The sequence below is a fragment of the Bacillus nitroreducens genome, assembly GCF_964021195.1.
The window spans coordinates 2,132,918-2,155,007 of sequence record NZ_CAXHYI020000003.1; the positions used below are offsets into that span (position 1 = coordinate 2,132,918).

17 protein-coding genes and 1 pseudogene are annotated in these 22,090 nt (G+C 36.5%); 12 read left to right on the top strand and 6 right to left on the bottom strand.

Annotation, left to right across the window (positions count from 1 at the left end; genetic code table 11):
- Positions 1–302: 302 nt before the first annotated feature.
- Both murC and ACWPVE_RS14235 read left to right on the top strand, forming a co-directional pair.
- Positions 303–1,604, top strand: coding sequence for a UDP-N-acetylmuramate--L-alanine ligase (gene murC / locus ACWPVE_RS14230; protein ID WP_453994370.1), 1,302 nt, complete (start codon positions 303–305; stop codon positions 1,602–1,604).
- A gap of 264 nt (positions 1,605–1,868) precedes the next feature.
- A pseudogene (locus ACWPVE_RS14235) lies at positions 1,869–2,697 on the top strand (transposase).
- 188 nt (positions 2,698–2,885) lie between these two features.
- Here ACWPVE_RS14235 and ACWPVE_RS14240 read toward each other — a convergent pair.
- Positions 2,886–4,001 carry an aminopeptidase gene (locus tag ACWPVE_RS14240; RefSeq protein ID WP_453994372.1) on the bottom strand — a complete coding sequence of 372 codons (1,116 nt, stop codon included), beginning with the start codon at positions 3,999–4,001 and terminating at the stop codon, positions 2,886–2,888.
- Between the two features lie 196 nt (positions 4,002–4,197).
- Here ACWPVE_RS14240 and ACWPVE_RS14245 point away from each other — a divergent pair, with 196 nt between their 5' ends.
- The 6 genes from ACWPVE_RS14245 to ACWPVE_RS14270 all read left to right on the top strand — a co-directional run bounded on the left by ACWPVE_RS14245 (position 4,198) and on the right by ACWPVE_RS14270 (position 9,223).
- Positions 4,198–4,632: a DUF948 domain-containing protein gene (locus ACWPVE_RS14245; protein WP_453994375.1), complete on the top strand. Its 435-nt coding sequence runs from the start codon at positions 4,198–4,200 to the stop codon at positions 4,630–4,632.
- Positions 4,633–4,652: 20 nt separating this feature from the next.
- On the top strand, positions 4,653–5,063 hold the full coding sequence (locus ACWPVE_RS14250) for a YtxH domain-containing protein (RefSeq protein ID WP_453994377.1): 411 nt from the start codon (positions 4,653–4,655) through the stop codon (positions 5,061–5,063).
- Positions 5,064–5,074: 11 nt separating this feature from the next.
- Positions 5,075–5,401 carry a bacillithiol system redox-active protein YtxJ gene (gene ytxJ, locus ACWPVE_RS14255; RefSeq protein WP_453994379.1) on the top strand — a complete coding sequence of 109 codons (327 nt, stop codon included), beginning with the start codon at positions 5,075–5,077 and terminating at the stop codon, positions 5,399–5,401.
- Between the two features lie 251 nt (positions 5,402–5,652).
- On the top strand, positions 5,653–6,729 hold the full coding sequence (locus tag ACWPVE_RS14260) for a bifunctional 3-deoxy-7-phosphoheptulonate synthase/chorismate mutase (RefSeq protein WP_453994381.1): 1,077 nt from the start codon (positions 5,653–5,655) through the stop codon (positions 6,727–6,729).
- Positions 6,730–6,945: 216 nt separating this feature from the next.
- A complete protein-coding gene (ccpA, locus tag ACWPVE_RS14265) occupies positions 6,946–7,947 on the top strand; it encodes a catabolite control protein A (protein WP_453994384.1) in 1,002 nt (333 codons plus the stop codon).
- 113 nt (positions 7,948–8,060) lie between these two features.
- Positions 8,061–9,223, top strand: a protein-coding gene (locus ACWPVE_RS14270) for an IS3 family transposase (RefSeq protein WP_453990671.1) whose coding sequence is annotated in 2 segments (ribosomal slippage) — positions 8,061–8,334 and positions 8,334–9,223 — 1,164 coding nt in all. Because the reading frame shifts where the segments join, the coding sequence is not laid out codon by codon here.
- A 50-nt stretch (positions 9,224–9,273) separates the two neighbouring features.
- Here the strand turns inward: ACWPVE_RS14270 and ACWPVE_RS14275 are convergent.
- Genes ACWPVE_RS14275 through ACWPVE_RS14285 form a run of 3 tightly spaced genes read right to left on the bottom strand, consistent with a single transcriptional unit; the run spans position 9,274 to position 11,728 of the window.
- Positions 9,274–10,428, bottom strand: a complete 1,155-nt coding sequence (locus tag ACWPVE_RS14275; protein WP_453994386.1) for an acetoin utilization protein AcuC — start codon at positions 10,426–10,428, stop codon at positions 9,274–9,276.
- Entirely contained in the window at positions 10,425–11,069 is a 645-nt protein-coding gene (locus ACWPVE_RS14280) for an acetoin utilization AcuB family protein (protein ID WP_453994388.1), read from the bottom strand. Before ACWPVE_RS14280 ends, ACWPVE_RS14275 begins: the two co-directional genes overlap by 4 nt.
- Before the next feature lie 26 nt (positions 11,070–11,095).
- On the bottom strand, positions 11,096–11,728 hold the full coding sequence (locus ACWPVE_RS14285) for a GNAT family N-acetyltransferase (protein WP_453994390.1): 633 nt from the start codon (positions 11,726–11,728) through the stop codon (positions 11,096–11,098).
- Between the two features lie 195 nt (positions 11,729–11,923).
- Between ACWPVE_RS14285 and acsA the strand changes: the two genes are divergently transcribed.
- A complete protein-coding gene (gene acsA, locus ACWPVE_RS14290) occupies positions 11,924–13,642 on the top strand; it encodes an acetate--CoA ligase (protein WP_453994392.1) in 1,719 nt (572 codons plus the stop codon).
- A 59-nt stretch (positions 13,643–13,701) separates the two neighbouring features.
- Here acsA and ACWPVE_RS14295 read toward each other — a convergent pair whose 3' ends face one another.
- Positions 13,702–16,620, bottom strand: coding sequence for a transglycosylase domain-containing protein (locus tag ACWPVE_RS14295; RefSeq protein ID WP_453994394.1), 2,919 nt, complete (start codon positions 16,618–16,620; stop codon positions 13,702–13,704).
- A 142-nt stretch (positions 16,621–16,762) separates the two neighbouring features.
- Between ACWPVE_RS14295 and tyrS the strand changes: the two genes are divergently transcribed.
- Positions 16,763–18,022: a tyrosine--tRNA ligase gene (tyrS, locus tag ACWPVE_RS14300; RefSeq protein ID WP_453994396.1), complete on the top strand. Its 1,260-nt coding sequence runs from the start codon at positions 16,763–16,765 to the stop codon at positions 18,020–18,022.
- Positions 18,023–18,244: 222 nt separating this feature from the next.
- Here the strand turns inward: tyrS and rpsD are convergent, their stop codons facing one another.
- Entirely contained in the window at positions 18,245–18,847 is a 603-nt protein-coding gene (rpsD, locus tag ACWPVE_RS14305; RefSeq protein WP_453994399.1) for a 30S ribosomal protein S4, read from the bottom strand.
- Between the two features lie 462 nt (positions 18,848–19,309).
- Here rpsD and ACWPVE_RS14310 point away from each other — a divergent pair, with 462 nt between their 5' ends.
- On the top strand, positions 19,310–20,731 hold the full coding sequence (locus ACWPVE_RS14310; protein ID WP_453994401.1) for a sensor domain-containing diguanylate cyclase: 1,422 nt from the start codon (positions 19,310–19,312) through the stop codon (positions 20,729–20,731).
- 141 nt (positions 20,732–20,872) lie between these two features.
- Positions 20,873–22,051: a methionine gamma-lyase gene (megL, locus tag ACWPVE_RS14315; RefSeq protein ID WP_453994403.1), complete on the top strand. Its 1,179-nt coding sequence runs from the start codon at positions 20,873–20,875 to the stop codon at positions 22,049–22,051.
- The last annotated feature ends 39 nt before the right edge of the window (positions 22,052–22,090 follow it).

Below are 22,090 nucleotides of genomic sequence, written 5' to 3' on the forward strand. Positions count from 1 at the left end.
ACCAAAAATCAATCATTAATAAGGTTAAATCCAACAGACTACGTTCATAATAAGGGTAACTCATCCCCTACTGCCTCTTGGTTAGTAGGACAATTTGCATAGTGTTATGCTAGTTGCTAGTTATTTTTTCGTAATGGTCTTCACCATTGTTTAGTGCTATAATGAAAAAATGTGAGATGATTGTATATACATAAATTTGATTATTTTAAAACACCCATTACATAGTATAATGGGTACAATTATCAAAACTAGATGAATTTCATATACTGTCTTACAGATAGACATTGTTGGAGGTTCTTTATATGACAGTTTACCACTTCGTTGGAATTAAAGGTACTGGCATGAGTTCATTGGCACAGATACTTCATGACATGAATTACGAGGTTCAAGGATCTGACCATGATAAGTTTTATTTCACGCAAAAGCCATTAGAGCAAAGAGGAATAAAGATCTTGCCTTTTACTGAAGAAAATATTCATGAAGGTCTTACGGTCATTGCTGGGAATGCGTTTCCTGATACTCATGAAGAAATAGCAAAAGCAATCGAAATGGGGCTACCTGTTATTCGATATCACCGTTTTTTAGGTGAATTTATGAAAAAGTATACAAGCGTTGCTGTAACGGGTTCCCATGGAAAAACATCTACAACTGGCTTATTAGCACATGTCATGCAGGGAGCAGAGCCTACTTCCTATTTAATTGGTGATGGAAGTGGGAAAGGTTCAGAGAATAATAAATATTTTGTTTTTGAAGCTTGTGAATACAGAAGACATTTTTTAAGCTATTATCCTGACTATGCAATTATGACAAATATTGATTTTGATCACCCTGACTACTTTGCGAATGTTGAAGATGTATTTAATGCCTTTCAGGAAATGGCGTTGCAAGTTAAGAAAGGTATTATTGCTTGTGGAGATGATGAGTATCTTCAAAGCATACAGACTAAGGTCCCTGTTGTGTTTTATGGATTTGGAGAAGGAAATGATTTCCAAGCCCGTAATATTAAAAAAGACACGGAAGGAACTACCTTTGATGTGTTTGTTCGAAATACCTTTTTTGCAAGCTTTTCTATAAATGGATATGGAAATCATAATGTGTTAAATGCTTTAGGTGTCATCGCATTATGCCACTACGAAAATATTGATGTGTCCATTATTCAAGAACAACTGTTAAGCTTCCAGGGAGTAAAGCGTAGATTCTCTGAGAAACGTGTTGGGTCCCAAATTTTAATTGATGATTATGCCCATCATCCGACTGAAATAAATGCTACCATTGAAGCAGCTCGTCAAAAATACCCTGATCGTGAAATTGTGGCGATTTTCCAACCACATACCTTTACTAGAACACAGACGTTTTTGGATGATTTTGCTGCGAGCTTAGAAAAAGCAGACCAAGTTTATCTTTGTGATATTTTTGGTTCAGCACGTGAGAATAGAGGAGAGCTCTCCATTGGTGACTTGCAGGGGAAAATTCCTGGCGCTGAGTTAATTAAGGAGGACAATACTTCTATACTTATGAAACACGAAAACAGTGTATTAATATTTATGGGAGCAGGAGATATTCAGAAGTTTCAAGATGCTTACCAAAAAGTACTATTACCATAACTTAAAAAAAGACCTTCGAATCAATCGAGGCACTGAAAAAGTCCCTTTCTAAAATTGGTGTTGATTTCCGCTGCAGTCACTCGCTTTCCGCGGGCGGTCCGGGAGCCTACTGGGGTCTCCCCTGGCCACGCTTTTCCCGCAGGAGTCTCGTGCCTTCCGCTCCAATCAACATTAGTTAAAAAGGTATTATTTTCTCTGAATTTGAGAAAATAATACCTTTTTTCATTGTATAATGGTTGTATCAATTCTATGTGGTTGGGTTCTATGATTCAAAAACAACAATCAATGACTTTTAGTCCGTTTATGCAAATCTATGATATTGTCGGTCCGCAGGAATATGCTACGTAAAATTAATGAACTTGTGGACTTCTCTTTCGTATATGAAGAGCTTAAGGAAAATTACTGTCATGATAACGGTCGAAATGCTGTCGACCCTATTCGCATGTTCAAATATTTATTGCTAAAGACTATCCATGACTTGTCTGATGTTGATATTGTCGAGCGTTCTAAGTACGACATGTCCTTTAAGTATTTTTTAGATATGGCTCCTGAAGAGCCAGTGATTGATCCGAGTTCTTTAACTAAATTTCGAAAACTGCGTTTAAAAAATGTTGACCTATTAGATTTGTTAATCAATAAAACTGTAGAAATTGCGATTGAAAAGGAAATCATCAAAAGTAAAAGTATTATAGTAGATGCTACCCACACAAAAGCACGGTATAACCAAAAATCACCTAAAGAAATCTTAATGGAAGGCGTAGCTGCCAATCAAGTGGATACCTATTATTTTGATATCGAAAAGTGTAAACACTGTCCATTTAAAGAAGGTTGTTATAAGGAAGGTGCTATAAGTAAAACTTATTCTGTTAGTATTAAACCAAATGTACAAACTGAACAGATGGAATTTCAGGAAAGCGACTATTTTAAAGAGAAATCCAAAGAGCGTTATAAAATAGAAGCTAAAAATAGCGAATTAAAACACAGACACGGGTATGATGTAGCGAAATCCTCGGGTCTAATTGGCATGGAATTACAAGGTGCCATGGCGATATTTACGGTAAATATAAAGCGGATTTTAAAACTATTAGGGTAATAACCCAGGGTGAAATGGTATCATATGCATAAAAAAGACGACTTTTAATTCAAAAAATGAATTTTAGTCGTCTTTTATGATTTATCAATTTAATCACCTATAAAAAACGTAAGTTTTTCAGCTGCCTCGAATCAATCGAGGGTCTATTTTATGTCCATTGCAAATCCTTGCAAAGGCATCTAATATTTCTATTTTAGATTCTCGGGATTTAATGGTTCTAGTTCAGGAATTACGAAACGACCATCCTTACGAATAAGGACATCATCAAAATAAATGTTACCGCCGCCATATTCAGGGCGCTGGATATTTACCATATCCCAATGGATATTTGAGTTATTTCCATTATAAGCATCTTCATATGCTTGTCCTGGAGTGAAGTGAAAACTTCCATCAATTTTTTCATCAAAGAGAATATCCTGCATTGGGTGTTGGATATAAGGATTTACTCCAATTGCGAATTCACCAATGAAACGAGCACCTTCATCCGTATCTAGAATTTTATTAATACGTTCAGTATCATTCGCAGTAGCTTCTACAATTTTCCCATCTTTGAAAGTAAGCGATACATTTTCGAACGTAAAGCCTTGATAAGGTGATGGTGTATTATATGTAAGACTGCCGTTTACAGAATCACGAACAGGTGCTGTATATACTTCACCATCTGGAATATTCATTTCTCCAGCACATTTTATCGCTTTAATCCCTTTAATCGAGAATGTGAGGTCAGTTCCTGGACCTGTTAGTCGGACCTTATCAGTTTTATCCATAAGCTCAACTAGTGCATCCATGGCAATGCTCATTTTGCCATAGTCGAGATTACATACATTGAAATAAAAATCTTCGAATGCCTCTGTACTCATTTTTGCTAGTTGGGCCATTGAAGAATTTGGGTATCGTAATACAACCCATTTGGTCTTTGGTACACGAATCTCACGATGAACTTTTTTACCGACTGTATTGCCTTCAATTTTCATTTTGTCATCTGGAACATCTGCTAGTTCATTAATGTTGTCACCTGAACGCAAGCCAATATACGCATCCATTTTGCTCATAACATTTGCTTCAAAGTCAGCTTGCATTTCAAACTGTTCTTCATGTGCTCCTAGTAATAGAGCACGGTTTACTTGGTGATCTTTCAACGAGACAAATGGATATCCACCTGCTTTATAAGCTTCATTAATAAGTGCTATCACAAGCTCGCGTTGCAAACCAAAGTTTTCAATAAGGACTTTTTCACCTTTCCCAAGTCGGATTGAATAATTTATTAAATTGTGAGCGAGTGTTTCAATACGAGGATCTTTCATGTATAATGGCCTCCATCTTCTATTTGCTTATGTACAATCTTATTGTAACCGAAAACAATAAATTTGTTTATTAAATTACATTCATTTAAAATTTTCAAGAGGACTTCGTTATTTTTTGTCGAAAGTTAAACAATGGGAGTAAATGTTTGATAACGGTAAAAATCGGGTAAGTATTAGTTAAGGAGGTGCATCACGAATGATTCTTATCGTATACATAAGTGTTGCAGTAATTGCAGTGGCATTTTTAATTTTAGTCATCTATCTTTCAAAAACGCTCCGTTCCCTACAAAACACATTGGATAATGTAGCGGGGACGTTATCAGGGCTAGAGAAACAGATGGAAGGCATAACAAGTGAAACAACAGCCCTTTTGCATAAAACAAATAGGCTAGCAGATGATATTCAACAGAAATCTGAAAGTTTAAATACAGTTGTTGATGCTGTAAAGGATGTAGGAACTTCATTGCAACGATTCAATAAATCAGTCGGCAATGTGACAGATGAAATAGGCGTGCAATTGGAGAAAAATAAAACCAAAATCTCACAAGTTGTCCAAGTTGGGAATGCTGTTATAGAGATTTGGGATAAATGGAAAGATAAAAAACAAAAGCATGACAAATCAACAATGTAATAAGAAAGGGGATTAAATGAATGGGAAAAAAGAATAGTGGCTCAAATTTTATTTTAGGTACAATTGTTGGAGCAGCTGTTGGAGCAGCAACAGCCCTTTTTTTAGCACCTAAAACAGGACAGGAATTACGTAGACAAATAAACGACCAAGCTTCTGTTGTGAAAGAAAAAACGAACTCACTATCGAAAACTATTTCAGAACAATCTAATCAAATTTTAACGAAGGTAAAAGATCTTAAAGTTCCTAATGAGCAAAATGAGCAAAATGAATCTGAAGTTTCGCAAGAAAATCAAGACCAAGCAACTGCTTCAGTAGGAGAGGAAACAACGAAACCACAGACTGCAAGTGAAGAATTATTTCAGGAGAAACTTGCAGAAGCTCAACAGGCATTAATGGATGCTGAAAAAAATGTACAAAATACAAATCAATAGGAGATGTAACAATGGGGAAAACAAAAATTGAAACAATTGAAGAATTTAACAATGTCTTAGAGAAAGAAAGTAAATTTATCTTTATTAAGCATAGCTTAACTTGTCCAATTAGTAAGGCTGCTTTTGATGAGTATGAACAGTTTGTATCTGAATATGAAGATGTGCCAACTTATTACCTGTATGTTCAAGAGGCAAAGGATCTATCTAATCACATTGCACAAGCTTTTGAAATCAAACATGAATCTCCACAGGCACTCCTGTTTGAGGATGGTAAAGTAAAATGGAACACTTCACATCGTAATATCACAAAAGACGCGCTAGTGGCTGCAGCTGAATAAACTGAAAGTCCATGGTTTCAAACCATGGACTTTCATTTAGGAAAATATTTTTCTCGGCAAATTCAAACAAACAAGTTATATATCATGAGTTGATAAAAATAAAATACTTTATCACTTAAAAGCGTTTGGGTAATAAAGTTTTTAGTGACATATCAAACAATTTCGTTTATAATGAATTTTAATTAATAAAAATATATCATATATTCGTCTAGATAGCGATATAAAACTTGGGTGGAGAAAGGAAGAGTGAGATGAGTAAAGCAGAACTAGATAACCTTCGCGATAGAGTTGAAGAAATCAACCTTGAAATTCTTAAGCTTATTAGTGAACGCGGTAAATTGGTACAAGAAATTGGAAAAGTAAAAGAAACACAAGGTGTGAACCGTTACGATCCAGTGCGTGAAAGAGATATGTTAAATAATATCTTAGAGCACAATGAAGGTCCTTTTGAAACATCAACAGTGCAACATATCTTTAAAGAAATTTTTAAAGCTGGATTAGAAATACAAGAAGATGACCATCGTAAAGCTCTCCTTGTTTCACGTAAGAAAAAGCCAGAGGATACGATTGTTGATGTAAAAGGAGTTAAAATTGGGAATGGTGCCCAGCAGTTCATCGTTGGACCTTGTGCGGTTGAAAGCTATGAGCAAACAGCAGCAGTTGCACAGGAAGCGAAGAAATACGGTCTACGTTTACTTCGTGGCGGTGCTTTTAAACCAAGAACTTCACCGTATGATTTCCAAGGCTTAGGACTTGAAGGATTAAAAATCTTAAAACGTGTTGCAGATGAATTTGATATGGCTGTTATTAGTGAAATCGTAAATCCAGCAGATATTGAAGTTGCTTGTGATTATATCGATGTGATTCAAATTGGCGCACGTAACATGCAGAACTTTGAATTATTAAAAGCAGCAGGTTCTGTTAAGAAACCTGTATTATTGAAACGTGGTTTAGCTGCTACGATAGATGAATTCGTAAATGCAGCTGAATATATCATATCTCAAGGAAACGATCAAATCATTCTTTGTGAAAGAGGAATCCGTACTTACGAAAAAGCAACTCGTAATACTCTAGATATTTCTGCGGTTCCAATCTTAAAACAAGAAACACACTTACCAGTTTTTGTAGATGTAACACACTCAACTGGACGTCGTGATTTATTATTGCCAACAGCAAAAGCTGCTCTTGCAATTGGAGCAGATGGTGTCATGGCGGAGGTACATCCAGATCCAGCAGTAGCTTTATCAGATTCAGCACAGCAAATGGATTTTGATCAATTTGAAAAATGGATTACAGAACTTAAGGCATCACATGCCGTTCGTGTATAGTTTTCATTACGACCTCCTACTACTATAGTAGGAGGTTTTTGGTTTATTTTTTACGAATTTGTTAAGAAATGCACAAAGTATTTGCCCTTGTAAGCTAAGTGTCGTATTATTATCTAGATAAATATATGTTCAAAAAGTGGGCAAACATGACATTTGTTTGTATAAAACAGTTCATAATAACATATAAGAGGTAACTTGAAATAAGGAGTGCTGTCAATGAATGTGACAATTTATGATGTAGCGAGGGAAGCCAATGTGTCAATGGCAACCGTATCTCGCGTAGTAAATGGAAATCCAAATGTAAAACCAACAACCAGAAAGAAAGTACTAGAGGCAATTGATCGACTAGGATATCGCCCGAACGCAGTTGCGCGTGGTCTAGCTAGTAAAAAAACAACAACAGTCGGGGTTATTATTCCCGATATCTCGAATATATTCTATTCTGAGTTAGCACGTGGAATTGAAGATATTGCAACCATGTATAAGTACAATATTATTCTTAGTAACTCTGACCAAAACAAGAATAAAGAATTTAACCTCTTAAATAATATGCTTGGTAAGCAAGTAGATGGTATTGTCTTCATGAGCGGAAATATTACGAAAGAACACATTGAGGAATTCGAAAAATCCCCTGTACCAATCGTATTGGCTGGATCAGTTGATAGTACAAACACAGTACCAACTGTTACAATTGATGTCGAGCAAGCTGCATATGATGCGGTTACTGAATTGGCTAACAGAGGGCACAAGAAGATTGCATTTGTTAGTGGTCCATTAAATGAACCAATTAACAGTGAAAAGAAATTAGTGGGATATAAACGTGCAATTGAGGATGCGGGTCTTTCATTCAATGATGAGTATGTCATTGAAGGGGACTACACATATGATTCTGGGATTGAAGGTTTTGAGAAAATCAATGAATTAGCAGACAAGCCTACAGCAATTTTTGTAGGTACAGATGAAATGGCATTAGGTGTTATCCATAGTGCACAAGATCATGGTATTTCAATTCCTAATGATATTGAAGTAATCAGCTTTGATAATACACGTTTAGCTCTTATGGTGCGTCCACAGTTAACATCGGTTGTTCAACCAATGTATGATATTGGTGCGGTAGCGATGAGATTATTAACGAAGTTTATGAACAAAGAAAATGTAGAAGAAAAGATTGTCGTATTACCGCATCGCATTGAATTTAGAAAATCAACAAAAGAATAAAAAGAGAAAAACACGGCATTGTAGAGTGACCCAGTAAAATGAGACAAGGAAAAAACACCCCCTGTATCGAATTTAGTTAATAACTAATCGATATTTATGGAGGGTGTTTTTATATGGGGAAAAAGGTACATTATCCATCAGAGATTAAAGTAAAAGCAATAGAAATGAAAAAGAATGGATTTACAAACTCAGAAATTATGAATGAATTGGGGATAAAGAATGTCTCACAAATAAAGACATGGATGCGCTGGGATCGTAATGGGGAAAGCTATCGTTTTGAACAGCCTATTGGAAAACAGTACAGTTATGGAAAAGGTCCAGAAGGCCAGGATGAACTTGAAATAGAACGCAACAAAAATAAGCATCTTCAGATGCAAATTAAAATTCTAAAAAAGTACAAAGAACTCGAAAGGAGCTGGTTCCGCAAGTAGTTATTGAATTGGTAGAGGAGTTATCAAAAAAATATAAAATAATTGATATACTCAGTGTTCTAGAAATACCAAAATCTACATTTTATCGTTGGAAAAAGAAATACATTAATCGAGGGCCAAAAAAATTAGAAAAGCTTATAATCGACCTTTGCGAAGAGACTAAATATCATTATGGACATAGAAAAATTAAAGCTCTTCTAAAACAGCGTTATAGCATTAAGGTTAATCGCAAGACTGTACAAGGTATAATGCAAAAATTCAATCTTCAATGTCAGATTAAAGTAAAAAGACAGAAACATATCAATGGGGAAAGTAATATTATTGTGGACAACATTCTTAACCGGAACTTTAAGGCAGAAAGACCCAATGAAAAGTGGGTAACTGACATTACATACCTACCATATGGCTCTTCTATGCTTTATGTATCAACAATAATGGATTTGTATAATAACGAGGTAGTCGCTTATACGGTAAGTTCAGTACAAGATACGAACTTTGTATTAAGTACATTGAGAGAGGCCATAAAAAAGCGAAGACCTAAAAAAGTTCTATTGCATAGTGATCAAGGATCAGTATATACATCCTATGCATATCAAAATTTCGCAAGAGAAAAAGGCATTATCACAAGCATGTCCCGTAAAGGAAACTGCCATGATAACGCCGTAATCGAATCCTTTCACTCCTCGCTAAAGTCGGAAGGATTCAAAGACCATAGAAGATCTTCTATCACTAATATTAAAGTAATTGAGATTGTGAATCAATATATGTGTTACTATAACGAAAAACGAATACAGGCAAAATTAAACTACCTGGCTCCAATTGAATATGGACGTCAGGTAGCATAGGTGTTTTTTCTAAGTCCCATTTTGGCGGGTCAGTTCATTGGCCGTGTTTTTTATTTTTGTCGGATTGGATATAAAGCTTTAGTTACAGTAAGCGCATTCTTTTCTTCGATTTCTGCCTTTCTAGGAATAGGAGGATAGATAGTAGGTTCATCGTCCCAATATGAAGGAAGAGCAAATTTAGCCTTTGGCTGCCATCTGTTAATCCAATCTTTTGGAAGTTCTCCACTTATATCTGACTTCCCAATCATTTCTAGCCAAATAAGTGACCAAGCTCTTGGTACAACACGCCAAATATCATACCCACCACCACCAACTGCAATCCATCGGCCATCACAATATTGGTGGGCAAGTTCATGAGCAAGTTTAGGTATTTCACGATAAATTCTCATTGTTGCAGACAAATGGGTGAGAGGATCGTAATAATGTGAGTCCACACCATTTTGTGTAAAGATGACATCAGGTTTAAAATACTCTGTTATTTCTTTAAAAGAAGTCCTGTACGCATGTAACCATGAATCGTCTTCCGTGAAAGCATCTAATGGAATATTAAAGGTATACCCATAACCCTTACCAGACCCTCTCTCATTAACATTACCAGTTCCAGGAAAAAGGTATCTGCCTGTCTCATGAATGGAGAGTGTACAAACGTTTGGATCATCATAGAATGTCCATTGTACGCCATCACCATGATGGGCATCTGTGTCAACATATAGAACTCTTACATTATATTTTTGTTGCATGTAACGGATAGCAACGGAACTGTCATTATACACACAAAATCCTGAGGCTTTTCCACGGAATCCATGATGTAAACCTCCACCAAGATTTAGAGCATGATTTGATTTTCCTGACATCACATGATCAACTGCAGACAGGGTTGCGCCTACTAATAAGGCACTTGCTTCGTGCATTCCAGGAAAGACAGGTGTATCTTCTGTACCAATTCCAAAGCCTTGGGCTCTATCTTCGGAAAGTTTTCCTTCACCAGCTAACTTGACAGCTTCAATAAATCTAGGATCATGGACTAGCTCTAGTTCCTCATCTGTTGCTATTCTAGGGGATAGTAAACTTGAGTCATTTAACAAGTTCAAACTTTTTAACAAGTCATATGTAAGCATTACCCTTGTTTGATTGAAAGGGTGATCTTGACTAAATCGGTATTTTAACAACTGGTCCGAATAGACGAAGACAGCCTCGTTTGTCATGATCTAATCCCTGATGAATGTGGCCACATAACGGCGTAGCCCTCATTCGTTAAATGTTCAACAATTTTATTAGGATTCATCGTTTGAACTCGTAACACAAGAATTTTATACTGAGAGTCCTTATCAGGATACACAAGGACACTGTGAATATTTACATTATGCTCTTTTATAACATTTATCACGTCTGCCAATGTTCCAGTGCGATTGGGAACCTTTACTTCTAGTTGGGTGCCTGGTTGGTTTGCTCCTGTTAATTGAACAAATGTGTGTAGTAAATCAGTTTCTGTAATAATCCCAACTAATTTTCCATTTGACTCAATTGGGAGGCAACCAATCCGGTTCTCATAAAAAATTGCAGAGACTTCTTCTACGAAGTCTAATGGATGGCCAGTTATTACATTACGTACCATAATCTCTTTTATTTTCGTATCAAGCTTTTTATCATGGTTCGTAAAGTCTAGGATGGAGGGTTTTGCGTCACGTAAATCTCGGTCGCTTATTAGCCCAATTACATGTTGATTTACATCAACGATGGGAATATGTCTAATTTTATTTTCATCCATCAATTTGATCGCAGTAGCAATTGTATCATTGGGTGCTAACGTGATAACATTTTTTTTCATTATTTCTTCAATAATCATTTGGATCCCCCTTATCCAGTTATCCCTTAATACATAAAGCGATTCATAAAACGAAGTCTATCAAATCTTTCAACAGTATCTTGAGATACACGTTTTCCAATACGAGCCATTAAACAATTAGCTGGGTGTGAACTGATTTCTGGGTCATCTGTTGCAAAGTATTCCAGGCCACCAGCGCTCATCATTTTTTCCATTACCTTTCGATACTCCCATACATTTAGACCTGTACCTTTTAAATCCCAGTGCCAGTAATATTCGGTAGTAATAATGAGATAGTCTTCCATTGCGTCATCCATCATTGAAACTATTAAGAGATTTTTTCCAACTTTTGAGCCTCGAAATTGAGGTATAACCTCAATTGCCCCTAATTCTATTAAATTTTCTATTTTTCCCTCAGACCAGCGTTCAAGTGGGTCTGGATAAAGATATGTAACATATCCAACGACAGTGTTATTCTCTCTTGCTATAATGATTCGTCCTTCGGGTAAATCGGCAATTTCAATTAATGCCTTATGTTGTTGTTTTGGTGTACGAAATGCTACTAAATCTTCATGGAATTCTAAGCTAGCAAGAGTCTCGCCTGATATAGGGCCTTCTATAATAAGCGCACCATGAGGGGTCTTAAGTTCCTTAGCATTATAAGTCTTCTTATGCTCCACAAAGTCACCACCATTTATAAATGTCATTCTTATTATATATGAATCTAGTGAAAATAAAACGTTTTCAGTTTTGTTTACAAATATTATACAATGTTACAGAAAAATAATATATAAACAAAATTTTAAAAATTGGAAAAAGAGTCTTTTTATTTTATAATAAAATAGTAAATAACTTACATAAAGGGGAAATGCAAAATGAAAGTGGAAGCGCTACCAGTAACAAAGGGGAATTATAATTTACGAGATTATGATGAAGCGTATGCGAACTTTGATTGGGCAGACGTAGAGAAAGAGTTTTCTTGGTCTGAAACCGGTAGAGTAAATATTGCTTATGAGGCTATTGATCGCCATGCTGAAGGTGATAGAAAAAATAAAATTGCCCTTTATTATCGTGATCCTTCACGTGAAGAAAAATATACATTTAAAGAAATGAAAGAATATACAAATCGTGCTGCAAATGTATTAAAACAAGCAGCAGATGTTGAAAAAGGGGACCGTGTATTTGTGTTTATGCCACGTTCTCCAGAATTATATTTTGCTGTATTAGGTGCTATTAAATTGGGAGCAATTGTAGGTCCTTTATTTGAAGCATTTATGGAAGGTGCTGTACGAGACCGCTTAGAAGACAGTGACGCAAAAGTAATTGTCACAACGCCTGACTTAGTAGACCGAGTTCCTTTTGAGGATTTACCATCCTTACAACATATCTTACTCGTTGGAGATGATGTTAGGGAGGATGGCCCTTTCATTGATTTCCTTGGCCGATTAAAAACGGCTAGCAAAGAGCTACAGATTGAATGGGTTGAAAGAACCGATGGCATGCTATTACATTATACATCTGGTTCAACGGGTAAACCGAAGGGAGTCTTGCATGTTCATAATGCAATGATTCAGCATTATCAAACGGCGAAATGGATACTAGACCTAAAAGAAGATGACATTTATTGGTGCACAGCTGATCCAGGTTGGGTCACAGGTACTTCATATGGTATTTTTGGTCCTTGGCTAAACGGTGCCTCTAATGTCATTGTAGGTGGTCGTTTTAGCCCAGAAAACTGGTATCAGACGATTGAGGATTACGGGATTACTGTATGGTATAGTGCACCGACAGCATTTAGAATGTTAATGGGGGCGGGGGACGAGCTCGTCAAACAATATGATTTACGTACCTTACGACATGTGTTAAGTGTTGGAGAACCGCTAAATCCCGAAGTTGTACGGTGGGGATTAAAAATCTTTAATTTACGCATTCATGATAACTGGTGGATGACAGAAACTGGTGCTCAGCTAATAAGTAATTATCCTTGTTTAGAAATTAAGCCTGGCTCTATGGGCAAACCATTCCCAGGAATTAAGGCGGCTGTTGTCGATGATCAAGGAAATGAATTACCTCCGAACCGAATGGGGAATTTAGCCATTAAAAAAGGTTGGCCTGCTATGATGTATACCATTTGGAATAACCCTGCTAAATATGAATCTTATTTTATGCCAGGGGATTGGTATGTATCTGGAGATTCTGCTTATATGGATGAAGATGGATATTTCTGGTTCCAAGGTCGAGTTGATGACGTTATTATGACATCAGGTGAGCGGGTTGGACCATTTGAAGTTGAAAGTAAACTGATCGAACATCCTGCAATTGCAGAAGCAGGTGTTATCGGAAAACCTGACCCTGTTCGTGGCGAAATTATAAAAGCATTTGTTGCATTAGTTGATGGGTATGAAGCTACAAATGAGTTGAAGGAAGATATCAGGAATTTTGTTAAAAGAGGATTAGCTGCTCATGCTGCACCTCGTGAAATAGAGTTTAAGGAAAAGCTTCCAAAAACACGTAGTGGAAAAATTATGAGGCGTGTTCTTAAGGCATGGGAGCTTGATTTACCAACAGGTGATCTTTCCACAATGGAGAGCTAAAAGTATAATGGATAAAAAGAGGTGATCCACATTAATTGGATCACCTCTTTTCTTAACCTTTATTCTTCATCATTTTCATTGTTGTTACTATTACCGTTATTACCATTTGCATTTTCATTACCAATACCGCCATCGGATGGAGGTGTAGGTGGCGGAGGAGTTTCTACCACTGGTTCTGATTTATAGTCGCCGTTCTTAATTAGTATTGAATTTGCGAGTGGTGTCTCTTTACCAGTAACATCAACAGCTGTGACATAATAAGCTGCAACGGCATTTCCAACATTGAATTTTAAATTTTTTGTAGCAGGTACACTGCCGATTTTTTTGAAATCTGAAGTGAAGTTCGCTGCTCCATATATGCGATAACCGATAACATCATTATGTTCGTGTTTTGCCCAACTCAACGTACCAGAAGAAATCGAAGCCCCTTTTACTTGAGAAGGAATAGAACCATTGTCTTTAAGCTCGGACCCTTCCGTAATCACTAGGTTACTCCAACGGCTGTTATTTGGAAGTAGCTGTTGGATAGCTCGCGAATCTTTTAATCCATGTTGCTCTAAGAACTCTTTTTTAATCATGATTCCTTGCTGGACGAATTCTTGTGGAGCACTTGCTGGTACACGATAGGCTTTTCCATCTACTTGAATATATTTACCCTTCACAAGGTTATCATCAACCTTTGTCGGTACAAATTTAGCATTATAGATATCAGACTGTACAAGCCCAGCTTCTCGACATAAATCTGATGGAAGTAATCCAGATAGTCCACAGTAAGAACGAGAAACAATTCCACCTGGCATTTTAAAGTTCTCATTCGGCTTTACTAGTTCTGGTTTAACATCATAAACAGCATTCATCTGAGTTGACCAAAGTAGAATATTTCTTCGAGAATAATTGAGTCCTTTTACATTTCTAGAAACTGATTTTGGTGTATCGTACCCTAACCAAGTACCAAATGTAACATTTGGATTTGTCGCAACAAACCAAACGTCTTCGTACCTGTTAGTTGTACCTGTTTTTCCTGCCCAATCCGCTTTGAATTTTAAATACCCATTCATTGCAGCACCAGTACCACCATTGATAACATCGCGCATCATATCGATTGTTAAATAGGCAGTCTGAGGTGAAAAGACATCAACAGGTTTAACTTCGTGCTCGTATACGACTTCACCATCGTTGGTTACAATTTTTTCAATCATATAAGCATCTATGAACTGACCATTGTTCGCAAATGTAGCATATGCATTCACGTTCTCTTCGACAGAAACTCCATATGTCATCCCACCAATCGCTAGTGATGGAGCATTGTAGTCTCTCTCATCTAACGAAGTGAATCCCATCTTCTCTAAGAACGTAATTGGACGATGATCAAAGGCTTTTAAATATGTTTTGATTGCTGGAATATTCTTAGAAACTTTGAGAGCATGTCTTGCAGACATTAAACCATCAAAATCATTTGGTCCCCCAACGTTTTGAGGGGTGTATTTTCCATAGCTGAATTTCACATCAGCAATAACACTGCCTGGTTGTACCAAACCTAATTCCATGGCTGGCGCATAATCTAGTAGTGGCTTCATTGTCGAACCATTCGGACGTTTTGCAGGGTTAAAAGCATGGTTGGTTTGTTCACGTTCGAAATCACGACCAGCCACAAAGCTAATGATACGTCCCGTTTTATTTTCAATTAGGACAGAGCCTACTTCTTCTGGTTCCATGACTATAACATCTTCATTGGTTTCTAAATCTTTCTTAACTTCCTGTTTATCTGGTCCAAAGTATTGAAAGTTTTTCACTGCTTCTTGCATTGCATCATATACTTCTTTGTCAATTGTTGTATAGACTTTATATCCACTTTGACGTAGGTCTCTATCAGCGATTTCACGGTAGTGTAAGCGTAAGTCCTTGTTTTCTTCAAGGTCTTTTTCTTCGTAGCCGTCTTCTTTAGCTAGTTTTTTCATTAGAATTTCAGTTGCTCTTTTTTCAATCTCAGCGGTCAACCAAGGGTATTTTTCACTTGGTTCTAATTTAGGCTCGGTCAGATTTGCCCGGATATCATACTCGAGCGCTTCCTTATATTGCTGCTCTGTAATGAAGCCTCCCGTTAGCATGCGTTCTAGGACAGTTTTCATCCTGTTAAGACCAGGTTCAATATTGTCTTTTACCTTACCACCTTGGTTAGAAAATGGCGTATACGTATATGGGTTTTGAGGTATTCCTGCAATAAATGCTGCTTGTGGTAGGTTTAGATCCTTAGCGTCTACACCAAAAATCCCTTGAGCAGCTGTTTGAACTCCAGCAATATTTCGACCTGATGAATTACGACCATATGGAATGATATTTAAGTATGCTTCCAAAATTTCATCTTTATCAAAAAACTTTTCAAGTCGTAATGCAATTAAAATTTCTTTTGCCTTTCGGTCAAACGAAACTTCACTTGAAAGGATTTGATTCTTAATCAATTGTTGTGTTAACGTACTTCCCCCTGTTTGGACAGGTGAATTTGTAACATCCTGTACGATTGCACGTAAGATTGATTTCGGAACTACTCCGTCATGTTTATAAAAATATTGATCCTCTGTCGCGATGACAGCATCTATTACATATTGTGAAACATCTTCAAGTGCGACCTCTTCACGATGAAGGTCTGACCGTAATTTGCCAAGGTACACCTCGTTTGTAAAATAGAGTTCTGTATTTTCTTCATAGTTGTAGATGTCTTTTTGTAAACTCTCATAGCTTCGAACAGGTTCATCCTTTACTAAAGATGCAAAGTATCCCGCACCTGCTCCACCAGCAAAGCCAAGACCTAATATGGTTATAATAATGAAAATTAAGAATAAGTTCCAGACAACACCATATGTAACTCTTACACTTTTTCGTGCCTTCTTGCCAGTAATAGCTTGGTATACCTGATTCGATGTGATTTTTTGTCGAATTGAGCGAATCTTTTCCAAAATTTGTAATCTATTCGAATCCATAATCATCCCCCTAAAATTCAAGTACATTATAGCATATACGACACTTACAATAGTATTGTTTTATGAATTTCCAATATTTATTTGACATTATTATATGTAATATGATAGAAAAACCCTATATGGTGAAAAGGAGACGTAGATAATGGATGTTATACAGGATTTAGCTTTTAGAGGACTTATAAATCAAGTAACAGATGAAGAAGGATTACAAAATTTCTTGCAAAATGAGAAAATAAAACTTTATTGTGGATTCGATCCAACTGCAGATAGTTTACATATTGGACACTTAGTAGGTGTTTTGACTCTACGAAGATTTCAATTGGCTGGACACCAACCAATTGCGTTAGTTGGTGGTGCAACGGGTTTAATCGGTGACCCAAGTGGTAAAAAGGCAGAAAGAACCTTAAATCCGAAAGAGGTAGTCGAGCAATATAGCAACAGTATTAAAGAGCAACTTTCTCGCTTTTTAGATTTTGAAGCAAAGGAAAATCCAGCGCAAATTGCAAATAACTATGATTGGATTGGGAACTTAGACCTCATTTCTTTCCTTAGGGACATTGGAAAAAGCTTTGGTTTAAATTACATGCTGGCTAAAGATTCTGTACAATCACGTCTAGATGCAGGAATCTCTTTCACAGAGTTTAGTTATATGATTTTACAATCCTATGACTTTTTAAAGCTTTATGAAAATGAAGGCTGTCGACTTCAAATTGGGGGTAGTGATCAATGGGGGAATATCACAGCTGGACTAGAATTAATTCGTAAGACTGTTGACGATGCAAAAGCATTTGGTTTGACTATACCTCTTGTGACTAAGGCAGATGGTACAAAGTTTGGTAAAACTGAAGGTGGAACAATTTGGTTGGATAAAGAAAAAACATCACCTTATGAGTTTTATCAATTCTGGATTAATACAGATGACCGTGATGTTGTTCGTTATTTAAAATACTTTACTTTTCTATCAAAAGAAGAAATTGAACAGATTGAAGCTGAAATGCAAGAAGCGCCAGAAAAGCGTTTGGGCCAAAAAACGTTGGCAGAGGAAGTAACGAAGTTGGTACATGGAGATGCGGCATTCGAGCAAGCTGTGAAAATTTCAACAGCTTTATTCAGTGGTTCAATTAGTGAATTAACTGCTGATGAGATAAAGCAAGGCTTTAAAGACGTACCTTCATATGAATATGCTGGAGAAGCTGAAGTTGGTTTAGTTGATTTATTGGTTATGAGTAAAATTTCTCCTTCAAAGCGTCAAGCACGTGAAGATATATCAAATGGAGCCATCTATGTGAATGGAGAGAGATTCCAAGATATCAATGCGGTACTTACAGAAAAGAATCGAATTGAAGGCGAATTTACTGTTATCCGTCGTGGTAAGAAAAAATACTTCTTAATTAAATACTAAGAATGTAGAGGTGTTCCTTTTCGGAGCACCTTTTTAATCGGATAGGAAATGTCATTCAGTATACGAAAAAAGATGAAAAATCTTTCAAGGAAAAATTGGAATAAATGGTATTAAGTAAAAACATCTAAAGCAAGATTTATGTTAAAAAAGCAAAAAAAACCTAGGATTGTTGAAAAATCAACGATCCTAGGTTTTTTAAAACCCATGTATGAAGCAAAATTATTAACGAGAGTAGAACTCAACGATGAATGCTTCGTTAATTTCTGCTGGTAATTCAGAACGCTCTGGTAAACGAGTGTATGTTCCTTCTAATTTTTCAGCATCAAAAGTTAAATATTCTGGTACGAAAGTAGTTGCTTCAATAGCTTCCTTGATTGTTACAAGGTTACGTGATTTTTCACGAACTGCAATCGTTTGACCAGGTTTTACACGGTATGAAGGAATATCAACACGTCCTCCATCTACAAGAATATGACCATGGTTAACTAGTTGACGTGCCGCACGACGTGTACGAGCAAGACCTAGACGGTAAACTAGGTTATCTAAACGTGATTCAAGAAGAATCATGAAGTTTTCACCAAGGATTCCTTGCATTTTGCTTGCGTGGTTGAATGTAGTACGGAATTGACGCTCATTTACACCGTACATATGACGAAGCTTTTGCTTTTCTTGTAATTGTAATCCATATTCAGAAAGCTTCTTGCGTTGGTTTGGACCATGTTGTCCAGGAGCGTAAGGACGCTTTTCTAATTCTTTACCAGTACCACTTAATGAGATTCCAAGACGACGGGATAATTTCCAGCTTGGACCAGTATAACGAGCCATGAATGACTCCTCCTTCAATGTTTTTATTTTGTTGTAAAATAAAAACAGATGCGCTAGATGTTCTTGACTATTTTGTTTTCATGTATCTTCGCTCCAGCAGCCAAGAGTTACGTGATACACCATCTTTAAGCAAATGCTCATTAAGAGGAACAAAATAGAACAAAAACCTACTCACATATGCTGCAATATTTTACACAACGACAATTATATGATTTTCAGATAAGGAAGTCAAGTTTTCATTTCCGTGAGGGTACTCTCGAATGAACTATGTGAAGGAATTCAGACTACTCTATGCAAGTTCCTCTTATTTTATGTCGAAATATCATTTTCAATCTGGTTTATTGTAAGAATTTCAGATTTTTTTCTGAGATAAAGAGACATTTTTAGGCAATTATCTATTATAATGGAGATAGAAATTGTGATAAAGCAAGAAAGTATTACTAATCAGATGGGTGATTAAATATGATGTTTCCAAATGAAGAAATTAGATATGAACAACTTTTTAGGGTAACCTCTAAGTTTCATTCAACGATGGATATTGACGCTGTCCTTGAAGAGGTTATTTACACGTTACAAGATGTATACCCATCATTTACATTTACATTATTTCTTGCCCATGATAATACAAGACATAATGTAATTCCGATAAAAGATATTCAAGAGTATGAAGATGGCGAGAATTCCCCTGTGATGCAAGCTTTTGTTACTGGAATTTTGCAAATGCAAGATTCGGAATCTAACAAAAAGTCTGTGATTTATGCTCCTTTAAAAGGACGGCAAGGGGTATATGGAGTATTACAAATCAATGCCCATTACGGATTGAAATTCCCAAAATCAGAAATACAGTTTATTGAACTATTGGCAAATACAGCTGGCCATGCATTTGAAAACGCCCAGCTCTATCAACAATCGAAGCAATTGATTGCAGATTTACAATTAATTAATGAAACTTCACATAAATTAAATTCAAATTTACGTTTAAAAGATACAATGACATTTATGTCAAGCCAAATTACAAAATCGTTTGGTGCAAAAGAAGTTGGTTTCTTTTTACAATCAGAAGATCAAATAGAGGTACTACCAGGAAGTACTGCTTTTTTTGAGGAAGGTTTAGGAGAGCGATATGTATTATATAGTCTAAAAAGAATTTTAGTAGAAAATGAGCCTCTTTTTATTGGTGATTTACAAATAGACCCAGCATTTAGTGATTCTTCCTACCGTTCTATGATGTCAGTTCCAATGATACAGCGTGATGAAATATTGGGGGTTGCAATTGTTTTACATGAATTACCTTATTTCTTTTCATTTGATAAATTTAAGCTTATGCAGTCTCTCATTCATCACTCATCCCTGGCATTTTCAAACTCAATTCTTCGCGAGGAATTAGAAAAACTAGTGATTACAGATTTTTTAACGAAGCTTTACTCACGTAAGCATTTAGAAAATAGTGTACAAGAATCAATGGAGAGAGATGCATTTGGTACCTTTATACTCATTGATATAGATGATTTTAAACGAGTTAACGATACATTCGGTCACCAGGTTGGAGATGAATCACTTGTTCAAATAGCCAATCTCATCAGGGAAAATATCCGAGAAAATGACATTGGAGCAAGATGGGGTGGAGAAGAGTTGGCCATATATTTACCCAGAGTTGAACTTGTTTCAGGCATTGCTGTAGCAGAGCGCCTTGTAAAAAGGGTAGAGCAAGATTCTAATCCAAAAATAACAATCTCATGTGGTGTAGCAACTTGGTATAAAGAATATGAGGAAACATTCAAAAGCCTCTTTCGTCGCGCAGACAATGCATTATATGTAGCAAAGCAATCAGGGAAAAATAAAGTCATTGCGAGTGAAAATTTTGTTAGTGAAGGACATTCTTAAACGAATGTCTTTTTTTGTGCGAAAACACTTTATTGATAAAAACCGAGTAATCCTCCCTTAAATTAGAAAACGCTTTCAAAATACAGAGTGTTGTCATATGCTACTTGTAGGAGCCAAGAATGAAGGGGGAAATAAACAAGCATGAGTAAGGAAAATAAGAATTTTGAAACATTAGCAATACATGGTGGCTCAACGGCTGCTGAATATGGAAGCTTAATACCACCTCTTTACCAAACATCGACCTTTATATTTGAAACCGCTGAACAAGGTGAGGCACGGTTTGCTAGTGCTGAAGAAGGATTTATATATTCAAGATTAGGAAACCCTACAGTTAAGCTTTTGGAAGAAAGAATTGCTCTTTTGGAGGGCGGAGAAGCGGGGCTTTCATTTGGATCAGGTATGGCGGCTGTTTCGGCTGTTTTGTTTGCTCTAACAAAATCAGGTGATCATATTCTATGCTCACAAGGAATTTATGGATGTACGTTTGGACTTCTCCAAATGATGGAGGAGAAATACAATATTACACATGACTTTAGTAATATGGATAATGAGGAAGAAGTACATTCAAAAATAACGCCTCAAACAAGGTTAATCTACGTTGAAACACCAATAAACCCAACAATGAAACTAATTGACTTACGAAAAATTGTAAATATTGCAAGGCAGTATAAAATTCCAGTTGTTGTGGACAATACCTTCTGCTCCCCGTATTTGCAGCAACCTATTCAATTAGGCTGTGATATCGTCATTCATAGCGCAACAAAGTATATCGGCGGACACGGTGATGTTATCGCTGGTTTGGTTGTCGGGAAAAAAGACTTTATTCAACAAGTTGCCATGACAACAAAAAAAGATATTGGTGGAATTATGTCACCATTTGATGCATGGCTATTACTGCGTGGCCTTAAAACTCTTCCGATACGCATGGAACGCCACTGCGAGAACGCAGAAAAAATAGCTAGATTATTAAAGGAACATAAAAGTGTGGAGCAAGTATTTTATCCAGGTGATGCGGATAGTTTAGACTATGAGATTATGAAAAAACAAATGAAGAAACCAGGTGGCTTGATATCCTTTACAATCAAAGGCTCCAAAAAGGATGCTCAAAATATATTAAATCGGTTGAACTTAATTAAAATTGCTGTGAGTCTTGGTGATACAGAAACGCTAATCCAACATCCTGCGACAATGACTCATGCAGTTGTTCCAGAAGCATCACGATTGGAAATGGGAATTACGGATAATTTGATACGCCTTTCTGTTGGTCTAGAGGCGTGGGAGGACATTTGGAAGGACTTACATCAAGCTTTAGAAGTCTAAGTAGAAAAAGCCAGTGGGGAGAAGCCCACTGGCTTTATT